Raw genomic sequence first — 23,665 nt, forward strand, 5'->3', positions numbered from 1 at the left:
TAGAAACAGAATAGGGAAACCTTCTGACAAAAAGTATAAAAAGTATAAGCTCCGCTATAAAGGGTACAACTTTAAAGTATGGAACGTAGCAAGCACTACAGTTTTCACGCTACAAGCTATAAAGTTTAAAATACCTAAACTATTTTAGGCGAAAAAGAAAGTTATGGATGTAGAAAAATAAATTGAGATAAACGAAATTGAAGACCCTCAAATAAGAGCAATCTTGAGAGTCAAAAGAAACTCAACTTGTGAAGTAACAGGCGAATATATAAAGGGAAATGACAACTTCTATGTTCGTAGGCTAGTCCCAAAAGAACATGGAGGAAGTGATGACCTTGAAAATTTAATGTTACTAGATTCGTCATTCAAGACCTTACTGAAAAGTAGCAATAGAGAGGATTGCTATAAAGACAATGAGAATTATGCAAAAATATTAAAAACACTTTCTAAATATAAATAAAATTTAAAATTATGATGGAACGCCGTGTGCGGTGAAAGTTGCATGCACGGTGTGGAGCAGGGGAAAAGGTGGAGATAACTTCAAATCCTTACCTATTGCTATATAAAGAAGAAATAAAGAAAGAGATAGATAAGTTTGAAAGTGAATTTAAATCAGTTATATTAGGAACAATTTCAAAGGATGGAGAAGTAGATGTTACTTATGCACCGTACTTAAAGTATGAAGGAGAAGGATATATTTATATTAGTGAAATAGGAGACCATTTCAATAATTTAACAGAAAATACTCAAAAATTTGAAATTATGTTTTTAGAAGATGAAAAAGAAGCATCTTCTATATTAGCAAGAAAAAGATTGAGATACAATGTAACTGCGAATTTTCAAAAAAGAGATGAAAGATTTCAAAGTATTTTAGATGTCTTCGAAGAGAAAATAGGAAATGCAATAAAAATTGTTCGTAAAATGGAAGATTTCCATTTGATAAAATTAAATGTAATTGATGGAAGGTTTGTAAAAGGTTTTGGTCAAGCATTTAATATAAAGGGCAATGAAATTATTCAAATGACAGGAGATAAAAAAACTCATAGAATAAGTTAATTTAAAATGGAAGGTTTATATATCTTAAAAAGATAATATAAATCTTCCATTTTTTTATGAAAAAAAAAGGAAAAAAATAAAAAATATGAATAAACAAACAGAGTTAAATTTAGGAGGGATAAAATGACAAAATCGATTAAAGGAACTAAAACTGAGCAAAACTTATTAAAAGCTTTTGCAGGAGAATCTCAAGCGAGACAAAGATATACAATGTTTGCATCGAAAGCTAAAAAAGAAGGTTATGAGCAGATAGCAAGTTTGTTTGAAGAAACTGCTTTAAATGAACAATATCATGCTAGAAGATTCTTTTCGTTTTTAGAAGGAGGTCCTGTAGAAATAACAGCAACTTATCCAGCAGGAATAGTAGGTGCAACGATGGAAAATTTACAAGAAGCAGCAGAAGGTGAATATGAAGAGTGGGCAGAGTTGTATCCAGGGTTTGCTGAAGTAGCTTTGGAAGAAGGATTCCCACAAGTAGCGGCAGCATTCAAAGCAATTGTAGAAGTTGAAAAGTTACATGAAAAAAGATATCGTAAATTATTGGAGAATTTAAATACAGAGCATGTATTTAAAAAAGATGTAGATGTAAGATGGAAATGTAGAAAATGTGGATATGTTCACGAATCAAAAGAAGCCCCAAAAGTTTGTCCTTCTTGCTTAGAAAAGCAAAAAGATTTTGAAATGGAATGTATAAATTATTAAAGAATATTTTAGAGAGAGTAAAATGCTCTCTTTTTTTGTTTTTTTTGATATTGTTGAAAGGGGAGAAATAATGTTAGGAGAAATTTTATCGTTGGTTGCAGCATTTGGATGGGTTGGAAGCTCTATTTTTTTAGAAAAAGCAAGTAAAGAAGTTGGGACATTAGCAGTAAATCTTATAAGGTTGCTTTTAGCAATGGTATTTTTAGGGATAATAACAAATATGAGACGAGGAATGATATTGCCGTTCGATGCAAATAGAGAATCTTTAAAATTTTTATCAATATCAGGTTTATTTGGACTATTTTTAGGAGATTTTTTTCTTTTTAAAGCCTATATAAATATAGGCTCAAGAATAACATTATTGGTAATGACATTTAGTCCAATAGCTGTTTCTATTTTGAGCTTTTTTCTTTTAGGAGAAAAAATAGAATTAGTAAAAATTTTAGGTATGCTATTAACTATACTTGGAATAATAATTGTAATCTTAAAAAAGAAAAGTGATAAAAAATTTTCTAAGATAGGTTTACTATATTCAGGATTAGCTATGTTTGGAGAAAGTTTAGGAGTTGTTTTTACTAGAATAGGTTCAGTTCACTATGATTCCTTTGCGACAATACAAGTAAGAACCATTCCAGCTATATTAGCTTTTATACTTTATATTTCTTTTAAAAGTGAATGGAGAAATATAAAAGTTGGAATAAGTAATAAAAAAGGTATGTTATATATTACTTTAGGAACCATTATAGCTACTATAGGAGTCACATCGATAGTAGAAGCTATGAAATACTAGCCAATAGGAATTGTGAGCACTTTGGCAGCAACAAGCCCGATTTTAATAATACCAATATCAATATTCTTTTTAAAAGAGAAAGTTTCTAATTTTGAAGGTTTAGGAGCATTAATATCTTTTTTTGGAATATTAATATTTTTTATATTATAAACTTGATTTTTATTATTAAAAACAATATAATTATTTTTAACAAATACGAATTAAGGAAGGGATGTTAAGATAGAAATACAGGTCTTAGTTGAAAATAGAAGTTTAGATAAAGAGTTGTCAAAGGAACATGGTCTCTCATTGTACATTGAAACGAATGGGTTAAAAATATTGTTTGATGTTGGGGAAAGTAATAAGTTTTGGAAAAATGCAGAAAAATTAGGAATCGATTTAAAAGATGTAGATTATCTTGTGTTATCTCACGGTCATAAAGATCATGGAGGTGGACTTCCATATTTTTTAAATAAAAATAAAAAAGCTAAAATATTTTGTAGTGAATACTATTTTGAAAAACATTATAAGAAAATATTTGGGTGCGACACGTTCTATAGTTAAAAGCTATAGCGTATTGAAGGTTGCGTAAGTGCAAATTTGATAGAGAACTGTATTTTCGAGAAGTAGAATGAAGGAGTAACGTCCTGAAATGCTTCCTCTGATACTCCGATATGCGATTAGGTTCTAACTAAATCTAACGATGTAAAGCTCGGTGAAGTCGATTGAGAGTTATCCCTAACAGGTAAGCTGAGGAAATGCGAACCAGAGGTGGTCGAGATAATGATAGATCGGGAGTCAAATCTATATGGTAAGAATGCACGCATGTGCTGACAAAGTTTCGAATGTACGGCTCTAAATTTTTATATAGCAGAAATGTTGTAACCACAAAATTGTGGGGTAAGTGGCGATTAGTAAAAATCTAAATTATGAAACTCGCTATACTGTTAAAGGCGGTATTCAGCTTACAGGGCTAAAGAAACTGCCTAAGTAGATTTAATGATAGAAAATATGGAACGTGGAAAGCAAGACACAATAAGAACCTAGTTAGAGGGTTGGTGAATATAAGTTGAAGTTGGACGAAATTTCTTCAGTCTTGTGAGAGTAGGGGCACAGTACGAATGAAGCCATGATAATAAGTGGTGGACGGATAGCCCCAAGTCAATAATTTTAAGATTGTTTTAATTTAAAATTATGATGGAACGCCGTGTGCGGTGAAAGTCGCATGCACGGTGTGGAGCAGGGGAAAAGGTGGAGATAACTTCAAAGCTTTACCTATTGCTATTACTTATATAGATATTGGAATATCTTATGAATATTTAGATGTAGAAAGATTCAACTTTATAGATGGTAGCTTAGAGTTTGAAAATTTAATACTGTTTCATTGTTTAAAAGATAAAAATATTAATCCTTTAAACGATACTCTTTATACAAGAAATAAAGATGGAGAATATGAAAAAGATACATTTAAACACGAGCTACATATGATTGTAAAAGAAAAAAATCAAAATTCACTTATAGTAGGATGTGCTCATATTGGAGTTGAAAATATTTTAGAAGAATCAAAATTCAAAGTGAAAAATATTGATTTATTGATAGGTGGCTTACATCTTTCGAGTAGAACAAGTTTGAATAAAAATGATGAATATGTAAGTAATACAATTGAGAGTTTAAATAGATTTAAAATAAAAAGTGTGTATGCATGTCATTGTACAGGAGAATATGCATTAAAAAAATTAGATGAAAAAGGTAAATTTTTAGTTGAAGAAATACAAACAGGTAGCAGAATTTTTATAGACTAGATTTGAAGTAATACAAATCATTCATAGAATGTGTTTTTTGAGTGAAAAATTATGAATAACGGGTCATAAATTGATCTTAAAATTCGTTGACTTTAAAATACTAAAAGAGTATACTTTTCTTAATGAATAAAATGAATTTTAGGAGGCAATTATGAGTAAAATAGTAGTAGTAGGAGCAAATCACGCTGGAACAGCGGCAGTTAATACAATTTTATCAAATTATTCAAATGAAGAGGTAGTAGTATTCGATAAAAACTCAAATATTAGCTTTTTAGGTTGTGGAATGGCTTTATGGATAGGAAAACAAATTTCAGGTCCTGAAGGATTATTTTATTCTTCAAAAGAAAAGTTAGAGTGTAATGGTGCTAAAGTTCATATGGAAACAGAAGTAAAAAGAATAGATTATGATAATAAATTAGTTTATGGAATGAATAAAAACGGTGAAGAAATAGTTGAATCTTATGATAAATTAATTATATCAGCAGGATCATTACCAATAGATTTGCCTATACCAGGGAATGATTTAAAAAATGTTCAATTTGTGAAATTATATCAGCATGCTAAGGATGTAATAGAAAAACTAGAAAATAGGGATTTAAAAAACATAGTAGTTGTAGGAGCAGGTTATATCGGTGTTGAATTAGCTGAAGCTTTCCAGAGATGTGGAAAAAATGTGGAGTTAGTTGATTTTAGTGATAGCTGTTTATCTGGATATTATGATGCAGAATTTAGAGAAATGATGAAGCAGAGATTAATGAAAAATGGTGTAAATATAAACTTTGGAGAAAAAGTATTAGAAATCAAAGGAACAGATAAAGTAGAAGAAGTTGTAACAGATAAGAAAAGTTATAAAGCTGACATGGTTATATTAGCTGTTGGTTTTGTACCAAATAATATATTAGGAAAAGACAATCTAGAGTTATTTAGAAATGGAGCTTATAAAGTTGATTTAACTCAAAAAACTAGCCTAGATGATGTATATGCAATAGGAGATTGTGCAACAGTTTATGATAATTCAATAGAAGATACGAATTATATTGCATTAGCAACAAATGCAGTACGTTCTGGAATTATAGCAGCTCATAATGTTTGTGGAACTAAATTAGATAGCATTGGAGTTCAAGGTTCAAATGGAATTTCAATATATGGATTAAATATGGTTTCAACAGGTTTAACTTTAGAAAAAGCAACAGCTTTAGGATTCGAAGCTTTAGCTACAGAGTTTACTGATTTACAAAAACCAGGTTTTATTGAAGACGATAATGATCAAGTATCTTTAAAGATTGTTTATGACAAAAATACAAGAAGAGTTTTAGGAGCTCAGATAGCTTCAACACAAGATATATCAATGGGAATTCATATGTTTTCATTGGCGATTCAAGAAAAAGTAACAATAGATAAATTGAAATTATTAGATATTTTCTTTTTGCCACACTTTAATCAGCCATATAATTACATCACAATGGCAGCTTTAGGAGCAAAGTAATAAAACAAAGTGAGAAAAATATCATACTTTCTTGACATGTTCCTTTATATATTAGATAATATAATAAAGTATCGAAATAGGAGGAATAAAATATGAAAAATAAAAAGATAGTTGCAATGTTATTAATGACTGCATCATTATTGGGAGCATGTAGTTCTGCAAATAAAAAAACTAGTGGAACAGTAAAAGGAGCAGCAGCAGGAGCTTTAATAGGTCAACTAGTAGGAAAAGATACAAAAGGAACATTGATTGGTGCAGGAATAGGTGCTTTAGCTGGTCTTGGATGGGGAGCTTATAAAGATGCTCAATATAAAGAGTTCATGAATGCTTTAAATAGTACAAATATAACAGTAACTAATAATAAAGATAATATAAATTTAAGATTGCCAGGAGAATCTTCATTTAAAAGTGGAAGCTCTATTTTAAATGGAGGATTCTATACACCTTTAAATTCGATTGCTTATATTATGAATAAGTATCCAGAAACAAAAATCCAGGTTTCAGGATACACAGATAATACAGGTAATCCAAATTCAAATTTAAATTTATCTTTACAAAGAGCTCAGAGTGTAGCTAATTATTTATCAGCTCAAGGAGTTTCACCAAATAGAATTTCAAGTGTAGGATATGGAGATAGAAATCCAGTAGGCTCTAATTCTACAAAAGAAGGAAAAGCATTGAATAGAAGAGTAGAAATAAATATATATCAACAATAAAGAAAGACCTTTCGGTCTTTTTTTGTTTAAAAGGAGAGGGATGGAAAAAGTAAGGATAATGTTAGAAAGCTATTTATCTGCACCTAAATTAATAAGAGAAACAAAATTAAGGTGGGGATATTTAGTAGGAGCGGTTATTGGTGTTTTAATAGTAGTATTATTTTTTTTATTTTCAAATTATATAGGGAAATTAATTTTTGATAAAATTAATATAATTTTTAGTTTTAAAAATAATATAAGTTTATTAAAAATAGGAATAGTTATTGTAATTAGATTTTTTATGATATCAATACAATATTTTTTCTTTAAAACAATTTTATTGATATTGTTGGCTCCATTTTTTAGTTATGTTTCAGAAAAAATAGAAAGTCTTGAAAATAAAGTTAAATATAATTTTACTTTGAAAGAGAATATAATTTTTTTAGTAAGAGGTATAAACATAGCAAGTAAAAGTTTTTTTAAAGAGATATTCTATACTATATTTATAATTTTGTTAGGATTTATTCCAGTAATAAATATATTTGTGCCAATATTAATTTTTATAGTTCAAAGTTATTTTATATCATATAATTTTGTTGACTATACTTTAGAAAGACATAAGTTTTCATCGAAAGAAAGTTCAGATTTTATGTGGGATAATAAAATAGCATTTTCAGTAGGTGGAGCAATCTTCACACTGCTGTACTTTATTCCAATAATAGGAATATTTATAGCTCCACTTATAAGTATAGTTGCTTTTACTAATACAACTTTAAAATTTTTAAAAGACAAATAATTTAATTTCAAGTCGTAAAAACGACGTTTAGAGCGATTATAAGATCAATTCAGTCTAAAATAGTTATCTTTATCTAGTTAAAGTAGTATAATAAATTATAAAATAACTGAATTAATGGAGGTTTTTATGATTAGTTTTATAGTGTCGTTGATAGCTTTGATTTTGGGGTATATATTTTATGGAAAATATGTAGAAAAAGTATTTGGTGTAAGTGATAAAAAAACACCAGCAGTACGTTTAGCAGATGGTGTTGATTATGTTGAATTAGATTGGAAAAAAGCATTTTTAATTCAATTTTTAAACATAGCTGGATTAGGACCAATATTTGGAGCAGTAGCAGGAGCGCTTTGGGGACCAGCAGCATTTTTATGGATTGTATTTGGATGTATTTTTGCAGGAGCAACACATGATTATTTATCAGGAATGCTTTCTGTAAGACATGATGGAGCAACAATCGCAGAAATTGTAGGACATTATTTAGGAGATAACGCAAAAAAAATAATGAGAGTATTTTCAGTTTTATTATTACTTCTTGTAGGAGTAGTTTTTGTTAATGGACCAGCAGGAATATTAGCAAGTATGACAAGCATAAATACTATGACTTGGGTAGGGATAATAATAGCTTATTATATATTAGCAACAATTTTACCAGTAGATAAATTAATTGGAAAAATATATCCAATATTTGGAGCATCTCTAATTGTTATGGCTATAGGAATAGGTGGAGGTTTAATTTTTCAAGGATATGATATTCCTGAGATTACACTAACAAATTTACATCCTAAAGGAACATCAATATATCCATATTTATTTATAACAATAGCTTGTGGAGCTATTTCAGGTTTTCATGCTACACAATCGCCATTAATGGCAAGATGTATGAAAGATGAAAAAGAAGGAAGAAAAATATTTTATGGTTCAATGATTGCAGAAGGAGTAATAGCTTTAGTTTGGGCAGCCGCTGCAATGACATTCTTTGGTGGAACTGAAGGACTTATGAATGCTGGATCAGCAGGAGTAGTAGTAAATACTATATCAAATAGTATTTTGGGAAAGGTTGGAGGAGCATTAGCTTTACTAGGAGTAGTAGCTTGTCCAATAACTTCAGGAGATACAGCATTTAGAAGCGCTAGACTAGCAATAGCAGATGCAATTAGCTATAAGCAAGGGCCTATAAAAAATAGATTTGTAATAGCTATTCCATTATTTGCAGCAGGAATTGCATTATGTTTTGTAGACTTTGCAATAATTTGGAGATATTTTGCTTGGTCAAATCAAACGTTAGCAACGATAGCTTTATGGGCAGGAGCTGTTTATTTAGCGAAAGAGAATAAAAATCACTGGATAGCAACAATTCCAGGAACTTTTATGACGGCTGTTGTAATAACTTATATATTAATTGCACCAGAAGGATTTAGATTATCTGAAACAATAGGATACATTGTAGGTGTTTCAGGAGCGGTAGTAACTTTAGCTTTGTTTTTGAAGAAGATAAAAAAATAAAAATACCCCTTAAATGGGGTATTTTTATTTTATAGTCAAAATTTCTTTTAATTCTTTAACTTTATTTCTACTCACAGCAACTTTAAAATTAGAATTTGAAACTTTTAAAATATATGTACTATTAAACCAAGGCTCAACTTCAATAATTTTATCTATATTTATAATATATGATCGATGACATCTAAAAAATGTATTTTCAGAAAGTATTTGTTCTAGTTGAGAAATTTTTAATTTAGATGAGTACATAGCATCTTTTGTAAATATATGAGATTCTTTTTCATCGGCTTCAATATATATAATATCATTTGTTGAGAGCACAACCATTTTAGAATCAAGATTTACAGTTATTTTCTTGATATTTAAATCTTTTGAAAAGGTTTCATTTTTTGAAAACTCTTCAACAAGATTATCTAATACATTAATAATTCTGTACTCAGAATAAGGTTTTAATATATAATCAAAAGCTTTGATTTCAAACGCATCAACAGCAAAATCTTTATATGCTGAAATGAAAACTAATTTTATTTTGTTATTAACTTTTTGAATAATTTTCCCCAAAGTCATACCATCTAATTCAGGCATATCAATATCTAAAAAGACAACGTTAATATTGTTTGCTTCAACAAATTTTAAAGCATCTATGGGATTTTCAAATTCTTTTTCAATGTGAAAATTTTTATTATTTTTAATAAAAAATTTTAATTCTTCTCTAGCGGGAAATTCATCCTCAATAATAATGCACTTAACCATAAAGCCCTCCTAGTTTATGTAAAATGAAATTTTCGTTCCATTTTCTAAACGTTTAATTATTAATCCGTTTCCATAAATCAATTTTAAACGATTGTGAACATTTTTCAATCCAATATTTTTTTCTATTTTTGTATTTATATTTTTTATAATTTCTAAATCAATACCAGTTCCATTATCCTCAATACTAATAAGATATCCTTTTAAGTTTATTTTTTTTATACTTATTTTAATAATTCCCAAATCTCGTTGTTTCAATATGCCGTGTTTTATACTATTCTCAACAAGAGGTTGGATTGTTAAGCTAGGAATTTTAACATCATTTATATTTTCGTCGAAGTCATAAAAAACTTTAAATTTATTATGAAATCTAGCTTTTTCAATATTTATATAAGCTTTAACTTGTTCGAGTTCTTTTTCTAATGGGACAAGATTAGCAGAATTTTCAAGATTATACCTCAAATATACTGAGAGGTCTATTATAATTTCTCTAGCTTTAGCAGGATCAAATCTTACAAATGAGGCGGTTGTGTTTAATGCATTAAATAAAAAATGTGGATTTATTTGAGCTTGCAAAGCTTTCAATTCAGCATCTCTAGCCATAGCCTTAAAATTATCCATCCTACTTATTTCCAATTGAGTTGAAATAAGTTGAGATAAACCGATGGCAAGATATTTTTTTCGTGCTGTTATACTTTCTTCATTTTTAAAATATATTTTTAATGTTCCAGAAACTTTTTCATCTTGAAAAAGAGGTGTTATTATACAAGATTTTACGTTATCTTCAAAGTAAGAAAAATCATTGAATTCACTATTTCTATCAAAAATTAAAACATCCCCAGATGACAGAACATTTTTTGTAGCTTTACTTTGTATTTCTTGGTTTTTTAAATTAATTCCTTTATTTTTGAAAGAATTTGCAATAATATATTTTTTATTTGTAATAGCAACAGTTTCTGCGTTTAATGATTCTAAAAGGATTTGACAAACATTGTCAAGAGACTCTCCTTTTTTAAAAAAAGGAAGAGTTTTGTTTGCAATTTCAAGAGCCAATTTAGCTTGATTAGCAGCTTCACGTTCTTTTTCTTCTAAAATTTCTTCTGTAATGATTATAATTCCAGCAGCACCAATTCCATTAATAAAAAGCATTGGGAGGTAAAGATTTTTAACGATATCTAAAGCTAGATTCTTGTCGGTTGTCATAAGCAGAATAAGTAACATACTTAAATTTTCTATCATTATGCCAGCACAAAATCCTAAGAAAGATCTATTTGTAGAGTTAGATTTTTTATATAAATAACTAGTAATAAAGCCGCCAAAAAGAGTTGCTATTGAGCAAGGTATTGCTGTAAGAGTGTTTATTCCACTTGTGATTCTATGTAGGCTCGCAATAAAAGCTGAAATAAGCGCAACTTCAGGACCAGCAAGAATACCTCCAACAATAATTCCAACATTTCTAGTATTTGCAATAGCACCGTTGTATTCAACACCAATATGTGTTCCAAAAATAGCTAAACTAGAAAAAACAATTGATAGAATCAAGATATCTTTTTTAGTATGTTTTTCTCGAGTAAAAATATTTTTAGCAATTTTAAAACGAGAAAAAAAGAAGGCCATAGCTATAATATATCCAAGGGTATTAAAAAGTTTACTTGTTAATTCGAACATAAGACACCTCAATAATTATAATGTTAATTATAACATAGAAAAAAGAAAATTAACAAATTGAAAGAAAGATTACTATTTTTTTGAAAAAAATTAGAAGCAGAATTTTAGATTTAAAGGAGGAAAAAATGAATGGAGATAGAGTTAGATATTTAAAAATTAACGAAAATAAAAATGGTGAGTATATATTATATTGGATGCAAGAATCTCAACGAACGAAATATAATTTTTCATTAAATAAAGCTATTGAAATTGCTAATTCTTCACAGCTTCCTTTATACGTTGTATTTAATTATATTGAATATCCAGAAGTTCAAAAAAGACATTATGATTTTATGTTTCAAGGTTTGAGAGATGTAAAGAATAATTTAAAGGAAAAAGGAATCAGTTTTATTTTTTTAACGGGTAATTTAGAAGAAAATATAATTAAAGTTTCAAAAAATGCAAAGATTGTAGTGTGGGATAAAGCTTATCTTAAATTTCAAAGAGAAGCGAAAAAAAGAATATCAAATAAAATTTCATCAACAATAATTGAAGTTGAAGGAAATGTAACAGTTCCAGTAGAAGTCATAAGTTCAAAAGAAGAGTATAGTGCTAGAACTCTAAGAATTAAGTATAAAAAGGTAAAAGATAGATTTTTAATAGAATTTAAAGATATAGAATATCTAAAATTTGAAATAAAAAATAAAAAAATAGAAAAATTAGATGTTTCAAAAATGTATATTCTTGAGGAGAAAGAAGTCGTAAACAATGATTTCTTAGGTGGGGAAATAGAAGCACGAAAAAAATTAGACTATTTTATAAAAGAAAATCTGAAATTTTATTTAGATAAGGGGCCAGATAATGAAAGAGCTTCAAAGTTATCACCGTATTTAAATTTTGGACAAATATCACCTTTAGAAATTTGGATAGAGATAGAAAAAATAGAAGATATGATTGAACAGAAAGAAAGTTTTTTGGAAGAGTTAACAGTTAGAAGAGAATTAGCAATAAACTTTGTATATTATAATAAAAATTATGATAATTGGTACGGAGTTACTTATAACTGGGCTTATGAAACTTTGGAAAATCATTTGCAGGATGCAAGAAAATATATATATTCATCTAAAGAGTTAGAAAATGCAGAAACTCATGATATTTATTGGAACACTTGTCAAAATGAAATGGTAAAAATTGGTTATATGGATAGTTATATGAGAATGTATTGGTGTAAAAAAATATTAGAATGGAGTCAAACCCCAAAAGAAGCTTATCAAATAGCACTCTTTTTAAATAATAAATATTTTTATGATGGAAGAGATCCTAGTTCTTATGCAGGAGTAGCTTGGTGTTTTGGAAAGCATGATAGAGCTTGGAAAGAGAGAGAAATTTTCGGAAAAGTAAGATATATGAATTCAGATGGTTTAAAAAGAAAATTTAAAATGCAAAAATATATAGAAAAATATACTAAATAAAAAGGAAAATAGTGTTTTAATCAAAATAATAGGTTATCAATAATATTAATTCGTTTTAAGGAGGAATTATAATGAAAAAAATAACGATGCTATCTTTATTAGCGCTAAGTGCATTTATGATTGGGTGCTCAGGTGAAAAACAAGAAGCTCAACCAGTTCCAGAGTCTCCAGTAGTTCAAATGCCGGTAGCTCCAACTGCTGAGGAAGCACCAGCAACTATGGAAGAAGCACAAACGATTCAAGAAGTTGTAGAAGAAAATATAGAAAAAACAACTGATAAAATAGGAACCGAAGTTGAAAAAGTTGGAGATGCAGCAAAAGAGAAGGTAGATGAAGGTGTGAATTTACTGAAGGAAAAAATAGCAAACTAAATACAAATGTAAAATAGGAGTACTAAATACTCCTATTTTACATTTGTAATATACTTGTGAATAGAATGGATTTGAAAAATTCAAATAAAAAAATTCAAATTAGAAAGAAGGTAGAATCTAAAAAAGGAGTGAATGTGATGTTAAAAAAAATCAAAATAGGAATAATTAATTTTTTGAAAATGATATCTGAAATTTTTTATGAAATAATAAAAAAGTTTTTAATGTTATATTATATTATATTTATTTTTGGTTTATTGATATCCATAAAAAATGAAACTATAAAGTTAGAAGTAATAGTAGTTTCGTTACTGTTTTTAGTATTTACTCAAATATATTATAAAAATTATAAAAAAATCACAGGAATTCTAGATAAAATGTATTAATAAAAAAAGCAGGAGTAAAGTTGTTTGAATCTTTACTCCTACTTTTTTTAAAAATTATAAATAAAAGCTTTTTCTGTTAAAACTTTGATTTTAGAATAATCCATATCTTCATCTTTTGAAGAACATCCCCCAGAAGAACACCCTCCAGAAGAACATCCCCCAGAAGAACAACTATCCCCACAAGATTTTTCTTCTTCACTTTTTTTATAATCTGGATTTTTCTTTAAAAAGTTTTCATAACTTTCTAAATATCCCTGTGAAGTAAGGGAATTATAGATGTTTTCTAATTCAAATTCATCAATTCCTAAATTTTTCATAATAGCACCATCACTGTAAACCATACCACTTTTTAAAAATTCTAGAACTTTTATCTCTATATTATTCATAAAATATTATCACCTCATTTAATTAGATAAGTCATTCTAACACAAAAAAAAAGAATTGTTAAATTTTTTACAGCCATGATATAATATAGTTAAAAACTATAGAATAGGGTTGGAGGAAAAATGGCGGAAAAAGTTTTTAAAACAAAGGAAGAAATAGTTGTACATTCTATAAGAAATAGATATAGAAAAAAAATATGGTCTAAATTTACCAAAGCAATAAAAGATTTTGATTTGATAGAAGATGGAGATAAAATAGCAGTTGGAGTATCAGGAGGAAAAGATAGTTTATTACTTTCAAAACTATTCCAAGAGTTAAAAAGAGATAAAAGTAAAAATATTGAAGTTGCATTTATATCTATGAATCCAGGATTTGGTGCAATTGATTTAGAACAATTTAAGTTTAATTTAGAAGAGCTGGAAATACCTTGTGAAATTTTTGAAGCAAATGTTTGGGAAATAGCTTTTGAATCTTCACCTGAAAGTCCTTGTTTTTTATGTGCAAAAATGAGAAGAGGGGTTTTATATAAGAAGGTAGAAGAGTTAGGATATAATAAACTAGCTTTAGGGCATCATTTTGATGATGTAATAGAGACAACACTAATAAATATGTTTTATGCAGGAACAACAAAAACAATGATACCGAAAGTGAAATCAACAAGTGGAAGATTAGAGTTGATAAGACCATTGATATATATAAAAGAAAATGATGTAATAGATTTTACTGAAAGTAATGAAATTAAAGCAATGGCTTGCGGGTGTCCTATAGAATCAGGAAAAGTTGATTCTAAAAGAAAAGAGATTAAAAATCTTTTAACAAAATTAGAAAAAAACAATCCACAGATTAAACAAAGTATATTTAATTCAATGAAAAATATAAATTTAGATTATGTATTAGGGTATGTATCTGAAGATAAAAAAGGAGCAAAAGAGTAGTGCTGAAGATAGAAAATATAAAAGAATTAGATGGATATTTTTTTCAAACATACAAATTTGAAGTATTAAAAGAAAAAATAATAATAACAAATTTAAAAGAAGAGATTAAAATAGAGATTTTATATTCAGAAAACAAAAGAATGAAATTAATAGATAAAATATATAAGCAAACAGGATTGAAAATATCTTTAGATAAAATGAATGAAAAAGAAACTTTAGCATTTATTCAAGACAAAGGATTTGAAAAGACTTTGTGGAGCCCGATAGGAAGAGCAATGCATGATTATGAGATGATTGAAGACGGAGACAGAGTTGCAGTTGGAATCTCGGGAGGAAAAGATAGTCTAACAGTTTTAAATGCATTAATAAGGATACAGAAAATATCGAGTATTAAATTTGAAATATTTCCAATACATATACATCCAATAGAAGAGGGTGGAAATTATGGCGAAATTAAAGATTATTGTAAAAAATTAGGAATAGAATTACAAGTAATAGAAACTTCAATAGGTGAAAGTATTTTAACGAATAGTGATTTGAAAAATCCTTGTTTTATGTGTGCAAGAGTAAGAAGAGGAATTTTATATAAAGAGATGCAAAATCAAAATATTAATAAATTAGTTTTAGGACATCATAAGGACGATATTATTGAAACATTTTTATTAAATGTGTTTTATCAAGGTAATATGGGAGTTATGAAACCAGCTTATATTTCAGAAGAATATGGTTTGAAAGTAATTAGACCATTAGCTTATGTAGAAGAAAAAGAAACTATAAGATATGCAAAAAAACTAAATTTGCCTATATTACATAATGATTGTCCTTATGAAGTTAGTGATAACTCAAAACGTCTAAAGGTGAAAAAAATAATAGAAGAATTATCAAAAGATAGTCCCAATGTTAGAAGTGTAATGCTTCATAGTATAAAAAATCTATTTGCCTAATCAAAGCTTTGATTATTAAAGTTTTCTTCTTGACAAATGTTCTCTTCTAGAATATACTCTTAATAAGAACAAGAATGATTTATTAGGAGGTTTATTCTATGATGAAATTAATTTTTGCTGAACAAAATAAAGAATTTGTTATAAAACAGATAAAAGGAAGAGATGAAGATAAGAATAGGCTTACAGAAAAAGGGTTTTATATAGGAAACAAAATATCTTTAGTAAGAGATGATAAAAGTAACTATATTGTAAAAATAAATGAAACAAAATATGTCTTGAATTTTGGACTAGCAAATAAAATAATAATTGGAAATGAATAAAAATAAATCACAGCAATAAACTGTGGTTTATATTTTATAAATATACTTTGTTTAACAAAATGTATTTATAACGAACAAAAAAGGAGGAAGTTATGAAATTAACAGAATTAAAAAAAGGTGAATCAGCAAAAATAATAAAAATAGGAAAACTAGGAGAACTAAAAAAAAGGTTAGTTGATATGGGTGTAACTAACGGTGAAATAATAAAACTTGAAAGAAATGCACCATTAGGAGATCCACAAGAATTTATAGTGAAATCGACAAATATAGCAATAAGAAAAAAAGATGCACAAAATATAGAGATAGAGATAGAAGGATAGGAGAACAAAATGATAAAAATAGCATTTACAGGAAATCCAAATGTAGGGAAGTCAGCATTAATTAATGCGTTAGCAGGATCAAAATTAAAAGTAGGTAATTGGGCTGGAGTTACAGTAGAAAAAAAAGAAGCTGAATTTGAATATAAGGGTAATAGAATACAATGTATCGATTTGCCAGGGGTTTATAGTTTGAGTCCATATACACTTGAAGAGAAAATAACAAGAGATTTTATAATTAATGAAAAGCCAGATGTAATAGTAAATATAGTAGATTCAACAAATTTAGAAAGAAATTTATATCTAACGATGTTATTAAAAGAATTAGGTCGACCGATGTTGATTGCGCTAAATCTTTTTGATGAATTTGAAAAATTAAATTATAAACTAGAGATGAAGAAATTTACAGAGATGATTGAAATTGACGTAGTTACTACATCTGCAATAAAAAGAACAGGTCTTCAAGACTTATTAGATAAAGCTTTAGAAATATCAGCTTCTAAAATAGAAAATCCAAAGTATACACTTTTATTTGATAAATGCTTAGAAACAGCAATAGAAGATATAAAGTGTAGGATTAATTGTGATGAAAAATTATTAAAAGCTTCACAAAAATTTGGGGAAGATTTTTTAGCAATAAAATTATTAGAGCAAGACTCACATCTTTTAGAAATATTGAAAAATGATTATCATTATGAAATAGATAAAGACATAGTTGACTATACAAAACAATTAGAAGAAGATCATGATGAAGATATTGAAACAATATTTGCGGAAGGAAGGTATGGAACAGTAAAAGGAATTTTAGCTAAAACTTTTACAACTTCAATAAAATCTAGATTGGATTTTACCGATAAAGTAGATAAAATATTATTAAATAAATATTTAGGACTTCCAATATTTTTTATTATCATTGTAGGTTTAATGGGGACTGTATTTAATGGTTCAGCTCCATTAATTGATTGGGTAGACGGATTTGTAAATAACTTTATTGGTAAATACTTAGGAATGTTAATAGATGAAAATACACCAGATTGGTTGGCTTCATTAGTTATGGATGGTATTTTAGGAGGAGTAGGAGGAGTAGTAGTTTTTGTTCCTTTAATGCTTTACTTATATTTCTTCTTAGCAATACTTGAAGAGAGTGGATATATGTCTAGAGTTGCATTTTTGATGGATAAAATAATGACAAAACTGGGACTAAATGGAAAAGCTTTTGTTCCAATGGTTTTAGGATTTGGATGTACAGTTCCAGCTATATATGCAACAAGAACTCTTGAAGATGAATCTTCAAGAAGATTAACAGCAGCAATGGCACCTTTTATGTCATGTGGAGCTAGATTACCAGTTTATGGTTTATTTACAGCTGCGTTTTTCGGATCTAAAGCAGGTTTAGTTGTAATGTCATTATATGTTTTAGGAATAGTTGTAGCAATCTTAACAGGATTAATTTTAAAGAATTTTAAGATGTTTAAAACAGATGGTAGAGCACTTCTAATAGAGTTACCTCCATATAGAGTTCCAAGTATGAGAGTTATATTTAAATCAACATTAAATAGAACAGGATCATATATAGGAAAAGCAATGACAACAATAATGGGTATGCTCATGATACTTTGGGCATTGACATATTTTCCAAACCATGGAAACACAGCAGAATCATATATGGCTAAGTTTGGAAAAACTTTTCAAACAGTTTTAAAACCAACTGGATTTGCAAATAGATGGGAAACAGTAGCAGCTATTCCTCCAAGTTTAGCAGCAAAAGAGATTGTTGTAGGATTTATGGCACAAGTTTTAGTTACTGATAATGCATCAGAAAACAGTGAAGAAGAAGAAACTACATTTGTTCAAGATGTTGTTGGACAAATAGCAGGATTAGGAATAGCAATAAAAGATTCAATAGTTCAAATTGTGAGTTTCAATGTTGAAGGGTTATTTAGTGTTCCAGAAGCTGAAGAAATAGAGGAACAAGGGAAAGGTGTAGTTGCAGCTACAAAAGCACTTTGGACTGATGAGTTAGCACCTTTGAGAGCTTATTCGTTTATGGCGTACATATTATTAGTGGTACCTTGTGTTGTGACGTTGGCGGCTATAAAGCAAGAATTTGGATATAAATTTACATGTTTTGTAGTTACAATGTTATTAGTGGTACCTTATATAGTATCAACATTAATATTTCAAATTGGAAAGCTATTTTTTTAACTCTTTAAATTAGGAGGAAAGATGAAAACATTAATTTTAATTGGAATAGTTATTATAATTGGAGCAATTGCCTTAAAAAGTATATATAAAATGCTTAAAGGAGAAAGTTCTTGTAGTTGTTCAAAATCAAAAAATGGAAGCTGTAGTATAAAAGATAAATGTAAGCATTAAAATAAAAATGAGGGGCATAGCTTTAAAGCTATGCCCCTCATTTTTATTTAATCTTTTTTTAACCAATTGATTTCTTCAGTTTTATTATCAGGTTCAATATCAACAGTCATCATATTATAAATGAAATCATCAAGAGGGCATACAAGAACAGCCATTACAACATTGTCAGGAAGATTCATTCTAAAACTTTTTAATTTTTGTAATAACAAATCTACTTTAGAGCTACAAACAATAAGATGAAAAACAGCTTCTGATCCTGGCCAAACATGATTGTTTAAGTGTCTAATACCATGTTCCCAACTTCCTTCAAGTTTCGATTGGACAGTATAATAATGAAAGCCGATTGAATGTAAAAAGTTTTGTAGATTATTTTTTTGAGAGTCATTAATATACACAACTGTTCTTTTCGCATTTTTTCGATCAATAATCATAAAAACCTCCTAAAAATATTATTAATACTTTATTTACTATATTTTATTTGAAAAATCAATATCTGAATATAGTAATAGTTATTACAGAATAAGAACATGTAAAAAAATGACTCATAACTTTCAAATAAAAATATAAAAAAAGTACACATTTTTATAAATCTATGCTATAATCTTATGAATGAATATAAATAGTTTAAGGAAGTGAATATGGAAAAAATATTAACATTTAAAGATTTAGGTTTAACTGAAAAAACGTTAAAACCATTACTAGAAAAAGGATTCGAACAGCCAAGTCCAATACAGGCGTTAACTATACCAGCATTACTGAATGGAGATAAGGATATTATTGGTCAAGCACAAACAGGAACTGGAAAAACAGCTGCTTTCTCTTTACCAATATTAGAAAGAATTGAAACAAGTACAGGTCACATACAAGCAATAATACTTGCACCAACTAGAGAGTTAGCAGTTCAAGTAGCAGAAGAGATTAACTCGCTTGCACACGGAAGAAGATTAAAGATAATTCCAGTTTATGGAGGACAATCTTTAGAGCAACAAAAAAGACAGCTTCAAAGAGGCGTGGATATAGTTGTTGGAACACCAGGAAGAGTAATGGATTTAATGAACAGAAGAATCTTAATGCTTGATAAAATCGATTACTTCATACTTGATGAAGCGGATGAAATGTTAAATATGGGATTCGTAGAAGATATTGAGAAAATTTTAACTGAAACAAATAAAGAGAAAAGAATGCTATTCTTCTCTGCAACTATGCCAGCTGAAATTTTAAAAATAGCAAAATCACATATGAGAGAACATCAAGTTTTAGCTGTTGAAAAGAAAGCATTAACTACAAGCTTAACAGAACAAATTTACTTTGAAGTAAAAGAGAGAGATAAATTTGAAGCATTATGTAGAATAGTTGACATCGAACATGATTTCTATGGAATTGTATTCTGTAGAACTAAAAACGATGTAAATGAACTTGTTGGAAAACTTCAAGATAGAGGATATGATGTAGAAGGTCTTCATGGAGATATCAGTCAAAATCATAGAGAAGTAACTTTAAGAAGATTTAAAAACAAAAACTTAAACATTCTTATTGCAACTGACGTAGCAGCTAGAGGAATTGACGTAAATGATCTTACTCATGTAATTAACTATGCAATTCCACAAGAAGCAGAAAGTTATGTACATAGAATCGGAAGAACAGGAAGAGCTGGAAAGCAAGGAACTGCAATAACATTCATAACTCCTTCAGAGTATAGAAAGTTACTTCAGATTCAAAGAATAACAAAAACAGAAATAAAGAAAGAGCAAGTTCCAGGAGTTAAAGATGTAATCTTAGCTAAGAAAACTAGATTATTTGATAGCGTAAATAGCTTAATAACAAATGGAGATGCTGAAGCATACCAAGATATGGCAAAAGAGTTATTAGATCAAGAAGCTACTCCAATTGAAATAATAGCAGCTATATTAAAGAACTGTTATGCTGAAGAATTAGCAGAAACTAGTTATTCAGATATCGATAGTGTTTCTATTGATAAAACAGGAAAGACAAGATTATTTATAGCTTTAGGTAAAAAAGATAAAATGACTCCTAAGAAATTAGTAGATTTAATAGCTGAAAAAACTAAAGTACATGAATCAAAATTAAAAGGTGTTGAAGTATATGAGAACTTCTCATTCGTTTCAGTTCCATTTGTAGAAGCAGAAACAATTGTTGAAATATTCCAAAAAGATAGAAAAGGAAAAAAACCATTAATTGAAAAAGCAAAACAATCAAGAAAATAATTAAAAAATAGAGAAAAGCTGTAACTAGGGAAACCAAAGTACAGCTTTTTTCAGCATAAAGTAGGGAGAGTATTATGAAAAAGAAAGTTCTAATTTTTTTATTGTTTATATTAGTGCTGTTTTTATCAATTTTTAAAGTATATTCTTATAAAACAGATGTTAAAAAGAATTATAAAGTTACAGTTAATTTAAAAGTAGGAACAAATTTAAATAATATTTTTAAACAAATAGGAATAGGAGATTCAATTTTCTTTAAAGTTTTTTTAAAATATGAAAAAAATTCAGGTAAAAATATAAAAGCTGGGTTTTATGAATTAGATGGAGAATACTCATATAAAAATATATTACAAATGATGGAAGAGGGAAGAGTTAAATATACAATATTGACTATTCCAGAAGGGTATTCTATAAAAGAGATTGGAAAACTTCTTCAAGAAAGAAAAATAGGATCAGAAGAAGGATTGAAAAAGTCTTTAGGTAAAATAAAAGATTTTCCATATTTTACACCAAATGGTAATTTTGAAGGGTATCTATATCCCGAAACATATTACTTATCTGTAGATACAAATGAAGATGAAATTGTAAAAGCAATGCTAGGACAATTTTTAAAAAAATTTCCATCAGAAAAATATTTAAATAAGAAAATATTTTATGAAAAATTAATAATGGCCTCTATAATAGAAAGAGAAGCTCAGCTAAAAGAGGAAAAAGCACTTATGTCATCAGTTTTTAATAATCGATTAAAAAAAGATATGAAACTTGGATCTGATGCAACAGTAAATTATATATATGATTATACTAAAAGAAGAATGTACTATAAAGATTTAAAAATAGATTCGCCTTATAATACATATATGTATAAAGGACTACCACCAGCTCCAATATCAAATCCAGACTATGACTCTGTTATAGCTGCAATAAATCCAGCTGTAACAGATTATCTATTTTTTGTAGTAACAAGTAATGGGAAACACACTTTTACAAAAACATATAAAGAACACTTAGAAGTTCAAAAGAAAAGTAAATAATTAGGAGAAAGAATAATGGAAAAAATAGTTTTAGTAGGTATAAATAGTCAATTTATACATACAAATTTAGCAATCAGATATTTAAAAAGTTATGTTGAAAAATATTCAGAATTAAAATTAGAAATTTATGAAAGTAATATAAATAATCAGTTGCAAAGTATAATCACAGATTTATTTAACTTGAAAGCAGATCATTATATATTTTCAACATATATTTGGAATAAAGAATATGTTTTTAGAATCATAAAAGAATTGAAAAAAATAAGACCAAATATAACAATAAGCTTAGGCGGTCCAGAGGTAAGTTATAATACAGAAGAATCTTTAATTGAAAATGATTCAATTGATTATATTTTAGTTGGAGAGGGAGAAAAAGTATTATTAAATTTTTTAACTAAGGATAAAACTTTACAAAAAGGTGTAGGGACATTAGAGAATAAAAAATTAAAATATTTAGGAGATGAATTTCCAATAGAGAACTTGGATACAATTCCATTTCCATATAGTGAACAAGAGTTAAAAGAAAATATAAAAATTCTTTACTATGAATCAAGTAGAGGTTGCCCATTTAGTTGTTCTTACTGTTTGTCTTCAATAGATAAAGGCGTTAGATATGTTTCTTTAGAAAGAGTAAAAAGTGATTTGAAAAAATTTATAGATTCAGGAGTGGAATTGGTAAAATTTGTTGATAGAACATATAATTTAAGAAAAGACAGATATTTAGGAATATGGGAATATCTAGTGGAGAATTACAAAGAAGGCATGACATTTCATTTTGAAATAAACGCTAATATATTTGATGAAGAGGTTATTGAATTTTTAAAAAAAGTTCCAGAACATTATTTCCAATTTGAGATAGGGGTTCAAAGTATCAATAAAGAAACAATGAATAGTATAAATAGAAGAAACTTGCTAGAAAGATTAAGAAACAACATAAAAGCTATATCTAAAAATATTCATTTGCATGTAGATTTAATAGCAGGATTACCTCACGATACTTATGAAACATTTAAAGATTCATTTGATTATGTTTATGAGTTAGATTCGGAAATGATTCAACTTGGGTTTTTAAAAATATTAAATGGAACAAGAATTTCAAAAGAAATAGAAAAATATAATTATAAATATATAGAATTTCCACCTTATGAAATATTGTCAAATTGCTTTATAAGCTATGAAGAGTTAGTAAAATTAAAAAACTTTGAAAAAATGTTGGATTATTATTATAATTCAGAGAAATTCAAAAATTCAATTAAATATATAATTGAGAAAAATTATAAAAGACCATTTGATTTCTTTGAAGAAATTGCAGAGTATTATGAAAAAAATAACTTGTTAGGAGTAGGGCATAAAATTGTGTCAATATTTAATCATTTAATTAAGTTCTATGAAGAAAAGAACTTTAGAGGAAAAGATATTTTTGTGGAGTATTTAAAATTAGATTATTTACTTTTAGGGAAACCAGGTTCTTATCCAGAATGGTTTATATCGAAAAAAGATAAAGAAAAGTATAATGCAATAGTGATAGAAAAGAACTTTAAATCAACAAGGGAAGCTTATAAAAAAACAGAGTTTGAAAAATTCCAGTATGACGTTTTAAATAATAGAGCTGAAGTTATAGAGATATTCTTTAATTACTCTAATAGAAAAACAACTTTCGAAATTTTCTAATCAAAATAAGAGGGAAAATAGTTTGAAAAATATTAT

Annotated in this window: 27 protein-coding genes; 23 read left to right on the plus strand and 4 right to left on the minus strand. The window is 27.8% G+C overall.

Translation table 11 applies throughout. From position 1 onward, the window contains the following. Positions 1-223: 223 nt before the first annotated feature. From ACRCZX_RS08255 to ACRCZX_RS08305, 11 genes are all read left to right on the plus strand, one after another. Positions 224-460 (plus strand): hypothetical protein, encoded by a 237-nt coding sequence (locus ACRCZX_RS08255; protein WP_438582452.1) that lies wholly within the window; start codon positions 224-226, stop codon positions 458-460. Positions 461-528: 68 nt separating this feature from the next. Further along, the gene (locus ACRCZX_RS08260) at positions 529-1,056 is read left to right on the plus strand and encodes a pyridoxamine 5'-phosphate oxidase family protein (RefSeq protein WP_438582453.1); all 528 of its coding nucleotides are present in this window, start codon (positions 529-531) and stop codon (positions 1,054-1,056) included. 123 nt (positions 1,057-1,179) lie between these two features. Then, the gene (rbr, locus tag ACRCZX_RS08265; protein WP_438582454.1) at positions 1,180-1,758 is read left to right on the plus strand and encodes a rubrerythrin; all 579 of its coding nucleotides are present in this window, start codon (positions 1,180-1,182) and stop codon (positions 1,756-1,758) included. 70 nt (positions 1,759-1,828) lie between these two features. After that, positions 1,829-2,548, plus strand: coding sequence for a DMT family transporter (locus ACRCZX_RS08270; protein ID WP_438582455.1), 720 nt, complete (start codon positions 1,829-1,831; stop codon positions 2,546-2,548). Between the two features lie 12 nt (positions 2,549-2,560). Continuing rightward, positions 2,561-2,698: a hypothetical protein gene (locus ACRCZX_RS08275; protein WP_438582456.1), complete on the plus strand. Its 138-nt coding sequence runs from the start codon at positions 2,561-2,563 to the stop codon at positions 2,696-2,698. Between the two features lie 138 nt (positions 2,699-2,836). After that, positions 2,837-3,091, plus strand: a complete 255-nt coding sequence (locus ACRCZX_RS08280; protein ID WP_438582457.1) for an MBL fold metallo-hydrolase — start codon at positions 2,837-2,839, stop codon at positions 3,089-3,091. A 668-nt stretch (positions 3,092-3,759) separates the two neighbouring features. Further along, a complete protein-coding gene (locus ACRCZX_RS08285) occupies positions 3,760-4,329 on the plus strand; it encodes a hypothetical protein (RefSeq protein WP_438582458.1) in 570 nt (189 codons plus the stop codon). Between the two features lie 151 nt (positions 4,330-4,480). Beyond that, entirely contained in the window at positions 4,481-5,815 is a 1,335-nt protein-coding gene (gene nox / locus ACRCZX_RS08290) for a H2O-forming NADH oxidase (RefSeq protein ID WP_438582459.1), read from the plus strand. 92 nt (positions 5,816-5,907) lie between these two features. Next, positions 5,908-6,531 carry an OmpA family protein gene (locus ACRCZX_RS08295; RefSeq protein WP_438582460.1) on the plus strand — a complete coding sequence of 208 codons (624 nt, stop codon included), beginning with the start codon at positions 5,908-5,910 and terminating at the stop codon, positions 6,529-6,531. A gap of 40 nt (positions 6,532-6,571) precedes the next feature. Next, positions 6,572-7,306 carry an EI24 domain-containing protein gene (locus ACRCZX_RS08300; protein WP_438582461.1) on the plus strand — a complete coding sequence of 245 codons (735 nt, stop codon included), beginning with the start codon at positions 6,572-6,574 and terminating at the stop codon, positions 7,304-7,306. A gap of 126 nt (positions 7,307-7,432) precedes the next feature. Continuing rightward, positions 7,433-8,809, plus strand: coding sequence for a carbon starvation CstA family protein (locus tag ACRCZX_RS08305; protein WP_438582462.1), 1,377 nt, complete (start codon positions 7,433-7,435; stop codon positions 8,807-8,809). A gap of 24 nt (positions 8,810-8,833) precedes the next feature. Here the strand turns inward: ACRCZX_RS08305 and ACRCZX_RS08310 are convergent, their stop codons facing one another. Next, complete coding sequence (locus tag ACRCZX_RS08310) at positions 8,834-9,559, minus strand: LytR/AlgR family response regulator transcription factor (protein WP_438582463.1); 726 nt, start codon at positions 9,557-9,559, stop codon at positions 8,834-8,836. A gap of 9 nt (positions 9,560-9,568) precedes the next feature. Next, on the minus strand, positions 9,569-11,224 hold the full coding sequence (locus tag ACRCZX_RS08315) for a LytS/YhcK type 5TM receptor domain-containing protein (RefSeq protein ID WP_438582464.1): 1,656 nt from the start codon (positions 11,222-11,224) through the stop codon (positions 9,569-9,571). A 125-nt stretch (positions 11,225-11,349) separates the two neighbouring features. Between ACRCZX_RS08315 and ACRCZX_RS08320 the strand changes: the two genes are divergently transcribed. From ACRCZX_RS08320 to ACRCZX_RS08330, 3 genes are all read left to right on the plus strand, one after another. After that, complete coding sequence (locus ACRCZX_RS08320; protein ID WP_438582465.1) at positions 11,350-12,675, plus strand: deoxyribodipyrimidine photo-lyase; 1,326 nt, start codon at positions 11,350-11,352, stop codon at positions 12,673-12,675. Positions 12,676-12,746: 71 nt separating this feature from the next. Next, entirely contained in the window at positions 12,747-13,046 is a 300-nt protein-coding gene (locus tag ACRCZX_RS08325; protein WP_438582466.1) for a hypothetical protein, read from the plus strand. A 137-nt stretch (positions 13,047-13,183) separates the two neighbouring features. Next, positions 13,184-13,429: a hypothetical protein gene (locus ACRCZX_RS08330; protein ID WP_438582467.1), complete on the plus strand. Its 246-nt coding sequence runs from the start codon at positions 13,184-13,186 to the stop codon at positions 13,427-13,429. Positions 13,430-13,476: 47 nt separating this feature from the next. On the opposite strand, the gene ACRCZX_RS08335 is transcribed toward ACRCZX_RS08330, so the two are convergent. Then, positions 13,477-13,815 carry a hypothetical protein gene (locus ACRCZX_RS08335; RefSeq protein WP_438582468.1) on the minus strand — a complete coding sequence of 113 codons (339 nt, stop codon included), beginning with the start codon at positions 13,813-13,815 and terminating at the stop codon, positions 13,477-13,479. A 120-nt stretch (positions 13,816-13,935) separates the two neighbouring features. Between ACRCZX_RS08335 and ACRCZX_RS08340 the strand changes: the two genes are divergently transcribed. From ACRCZX_RS08340 to ACRCZX_RS08365, 6 genes are all read left to right on the plus strand, one after another. Beyond that, positions 13,936-14,748, plus strand: a complete 813-nt coding sequence (locus ACRCZX_RS08340) for a tRNA lysidine(34) synthetase (RefSeq protein WP_438582469.1) — start codon at positions 13,936-13,938, stop codon at positions 14,746-14,748. Further along, positions 14,748-15,692 (plus strand): tRNA 2-thiocytidine biosynthesis TtcA family protein, encoded by a 945-nt coding sequence (locus ACRCZX_RS08345; RefSeq protein WP_438582470.1) that lies wholly within the window; start codon positions 14,748-14,750, stop codon positions 15,690-15,692. The genes ACRCZX_RS08340 and ACRCZX_RS08345 overlap by 1 nt, the downstream gene beginning before the upstream one ends. A 98-nt stretch (positions 15,693-15,790) precedes the next feature. Continuing rightward, complete coding sequence (locus tag ACRCZX_RS08350) at positions 15,791-16,012, plus strand: FeoA family protein (RefSeq protein WP_438582471.1); 222 nt, start codon at positions 15,791-15,793, stop codon at positions 16,010-16,012. Between the two features lie 92 nt (positions 16,013-16,104). Continuing rightward, positions 16,105-16,332, plus strand: a complete 228-nt coding sequence (locus ACRCZX_RS08355) for a FeoA family protein (protein ID WP_438582472.1) — start codon at positions 16,105-16,107, stop codon at positions 16,330-16,332. Positions 16,333-16,341: 9 nt separating this feature from the next. Next, positions 16,342-18,534 carry a ferrous iron transport protein B gene (gene feoB / locus ACRCZX_RS08360; RefSeq protein ID WP_438582473.1) on the plus strand — a complete coding sequence of 731 codons (2,193 nt, stop codon included), beginning with the start codon at positions 16,342-16,344 and terminating at the stop codon, positions 18,532-18,534. A 21-nt stretch (positions 18,535-18,555) separates the two neighbouring features. Then, complete coding sequence (locus tag ACRCZX_RS08365) at positions 18,556-18,705, plus strand: FeoB-associated Cys-rich membrane protein (protein WP_438582474.1); 150 nt, start codon at positions 18,556-18,558, stop codon at positions 18,703-18,705. Positions 18,706-18,752: 47 nt separating this feature from the next. Here the strand turns inward: ACRCZX_RS08365 and ACRCZX_RS08370 are convergent, their stop codons facing one another. Then, on the minus strand, positions 18,753-19,136 hold the full coding sequence (locus ACRCZX_RS08370; RefSeq protein ID WP_438582475.1) for a PG0541 family transporter-associated protein: 384 nt from the start codon (positions 19,134-19,136) through the stop codon (positions 18,753-18,755). A 207-nt stretch (positions 19,137-19,343) separates the two neighbouring features. Between ACRCZX_RS08370 and ACRCZX_RS08375 the strand changes: the two genes are divergently transcribed. The 3 genes from ACRCZX_RS08375 (at position 19,344) to ACRCZX_RS08385 (ending at position 23,629) form a co-directional block, all read left to right on the plus strand. After that, positions 19,344-20,930, plus strand: coding sequence for a DEAD/DEAH box helicase (locus ACRCZX_RS08375; protein WP_438582476.1), 1,587 nt, complete (start codon positions 19,344-19,346; stop codon positions 20,928-20,930). A 74-nt stretch (positions 20,931-21,004) separates the two neighbouring features. Further along, the gene (gene mltG, locus ACRCZX_RS08380) at positions 21,005-21,958 is read left to right on the plus strand and encodes an endolytic transglycosylase MltG (RefSeq protein WP_438582477.1); all 954 of its coding nucleotides are present in this window, start codon (positions 21,005-21,007) and stop codon (positions 21,956-21,958) included. 15 nt (positions 21,959-21,973) lie between these two features. After that, a complete protein-coding gene (locus ACRCZX_RS08385; RefSeq protein ID WP_438582478.1) occupies positions 21,974-23,629 on the plus strand; it encodes a B12-binding domain-containing radical SAM protein in 1,656 nt (551 codons plus the stop codon). Positions 23,630-23,665: the final 36 nt, after the last annotated feature.

Source organism: Cetobacterium sp., assembly GCF_051658645.1.
Lineage (GTDB): Bacteria > Fusobacteriota > Fusobacteriia > Fusobacteriales > Fusobacteriaceae > Cetobacterium_A.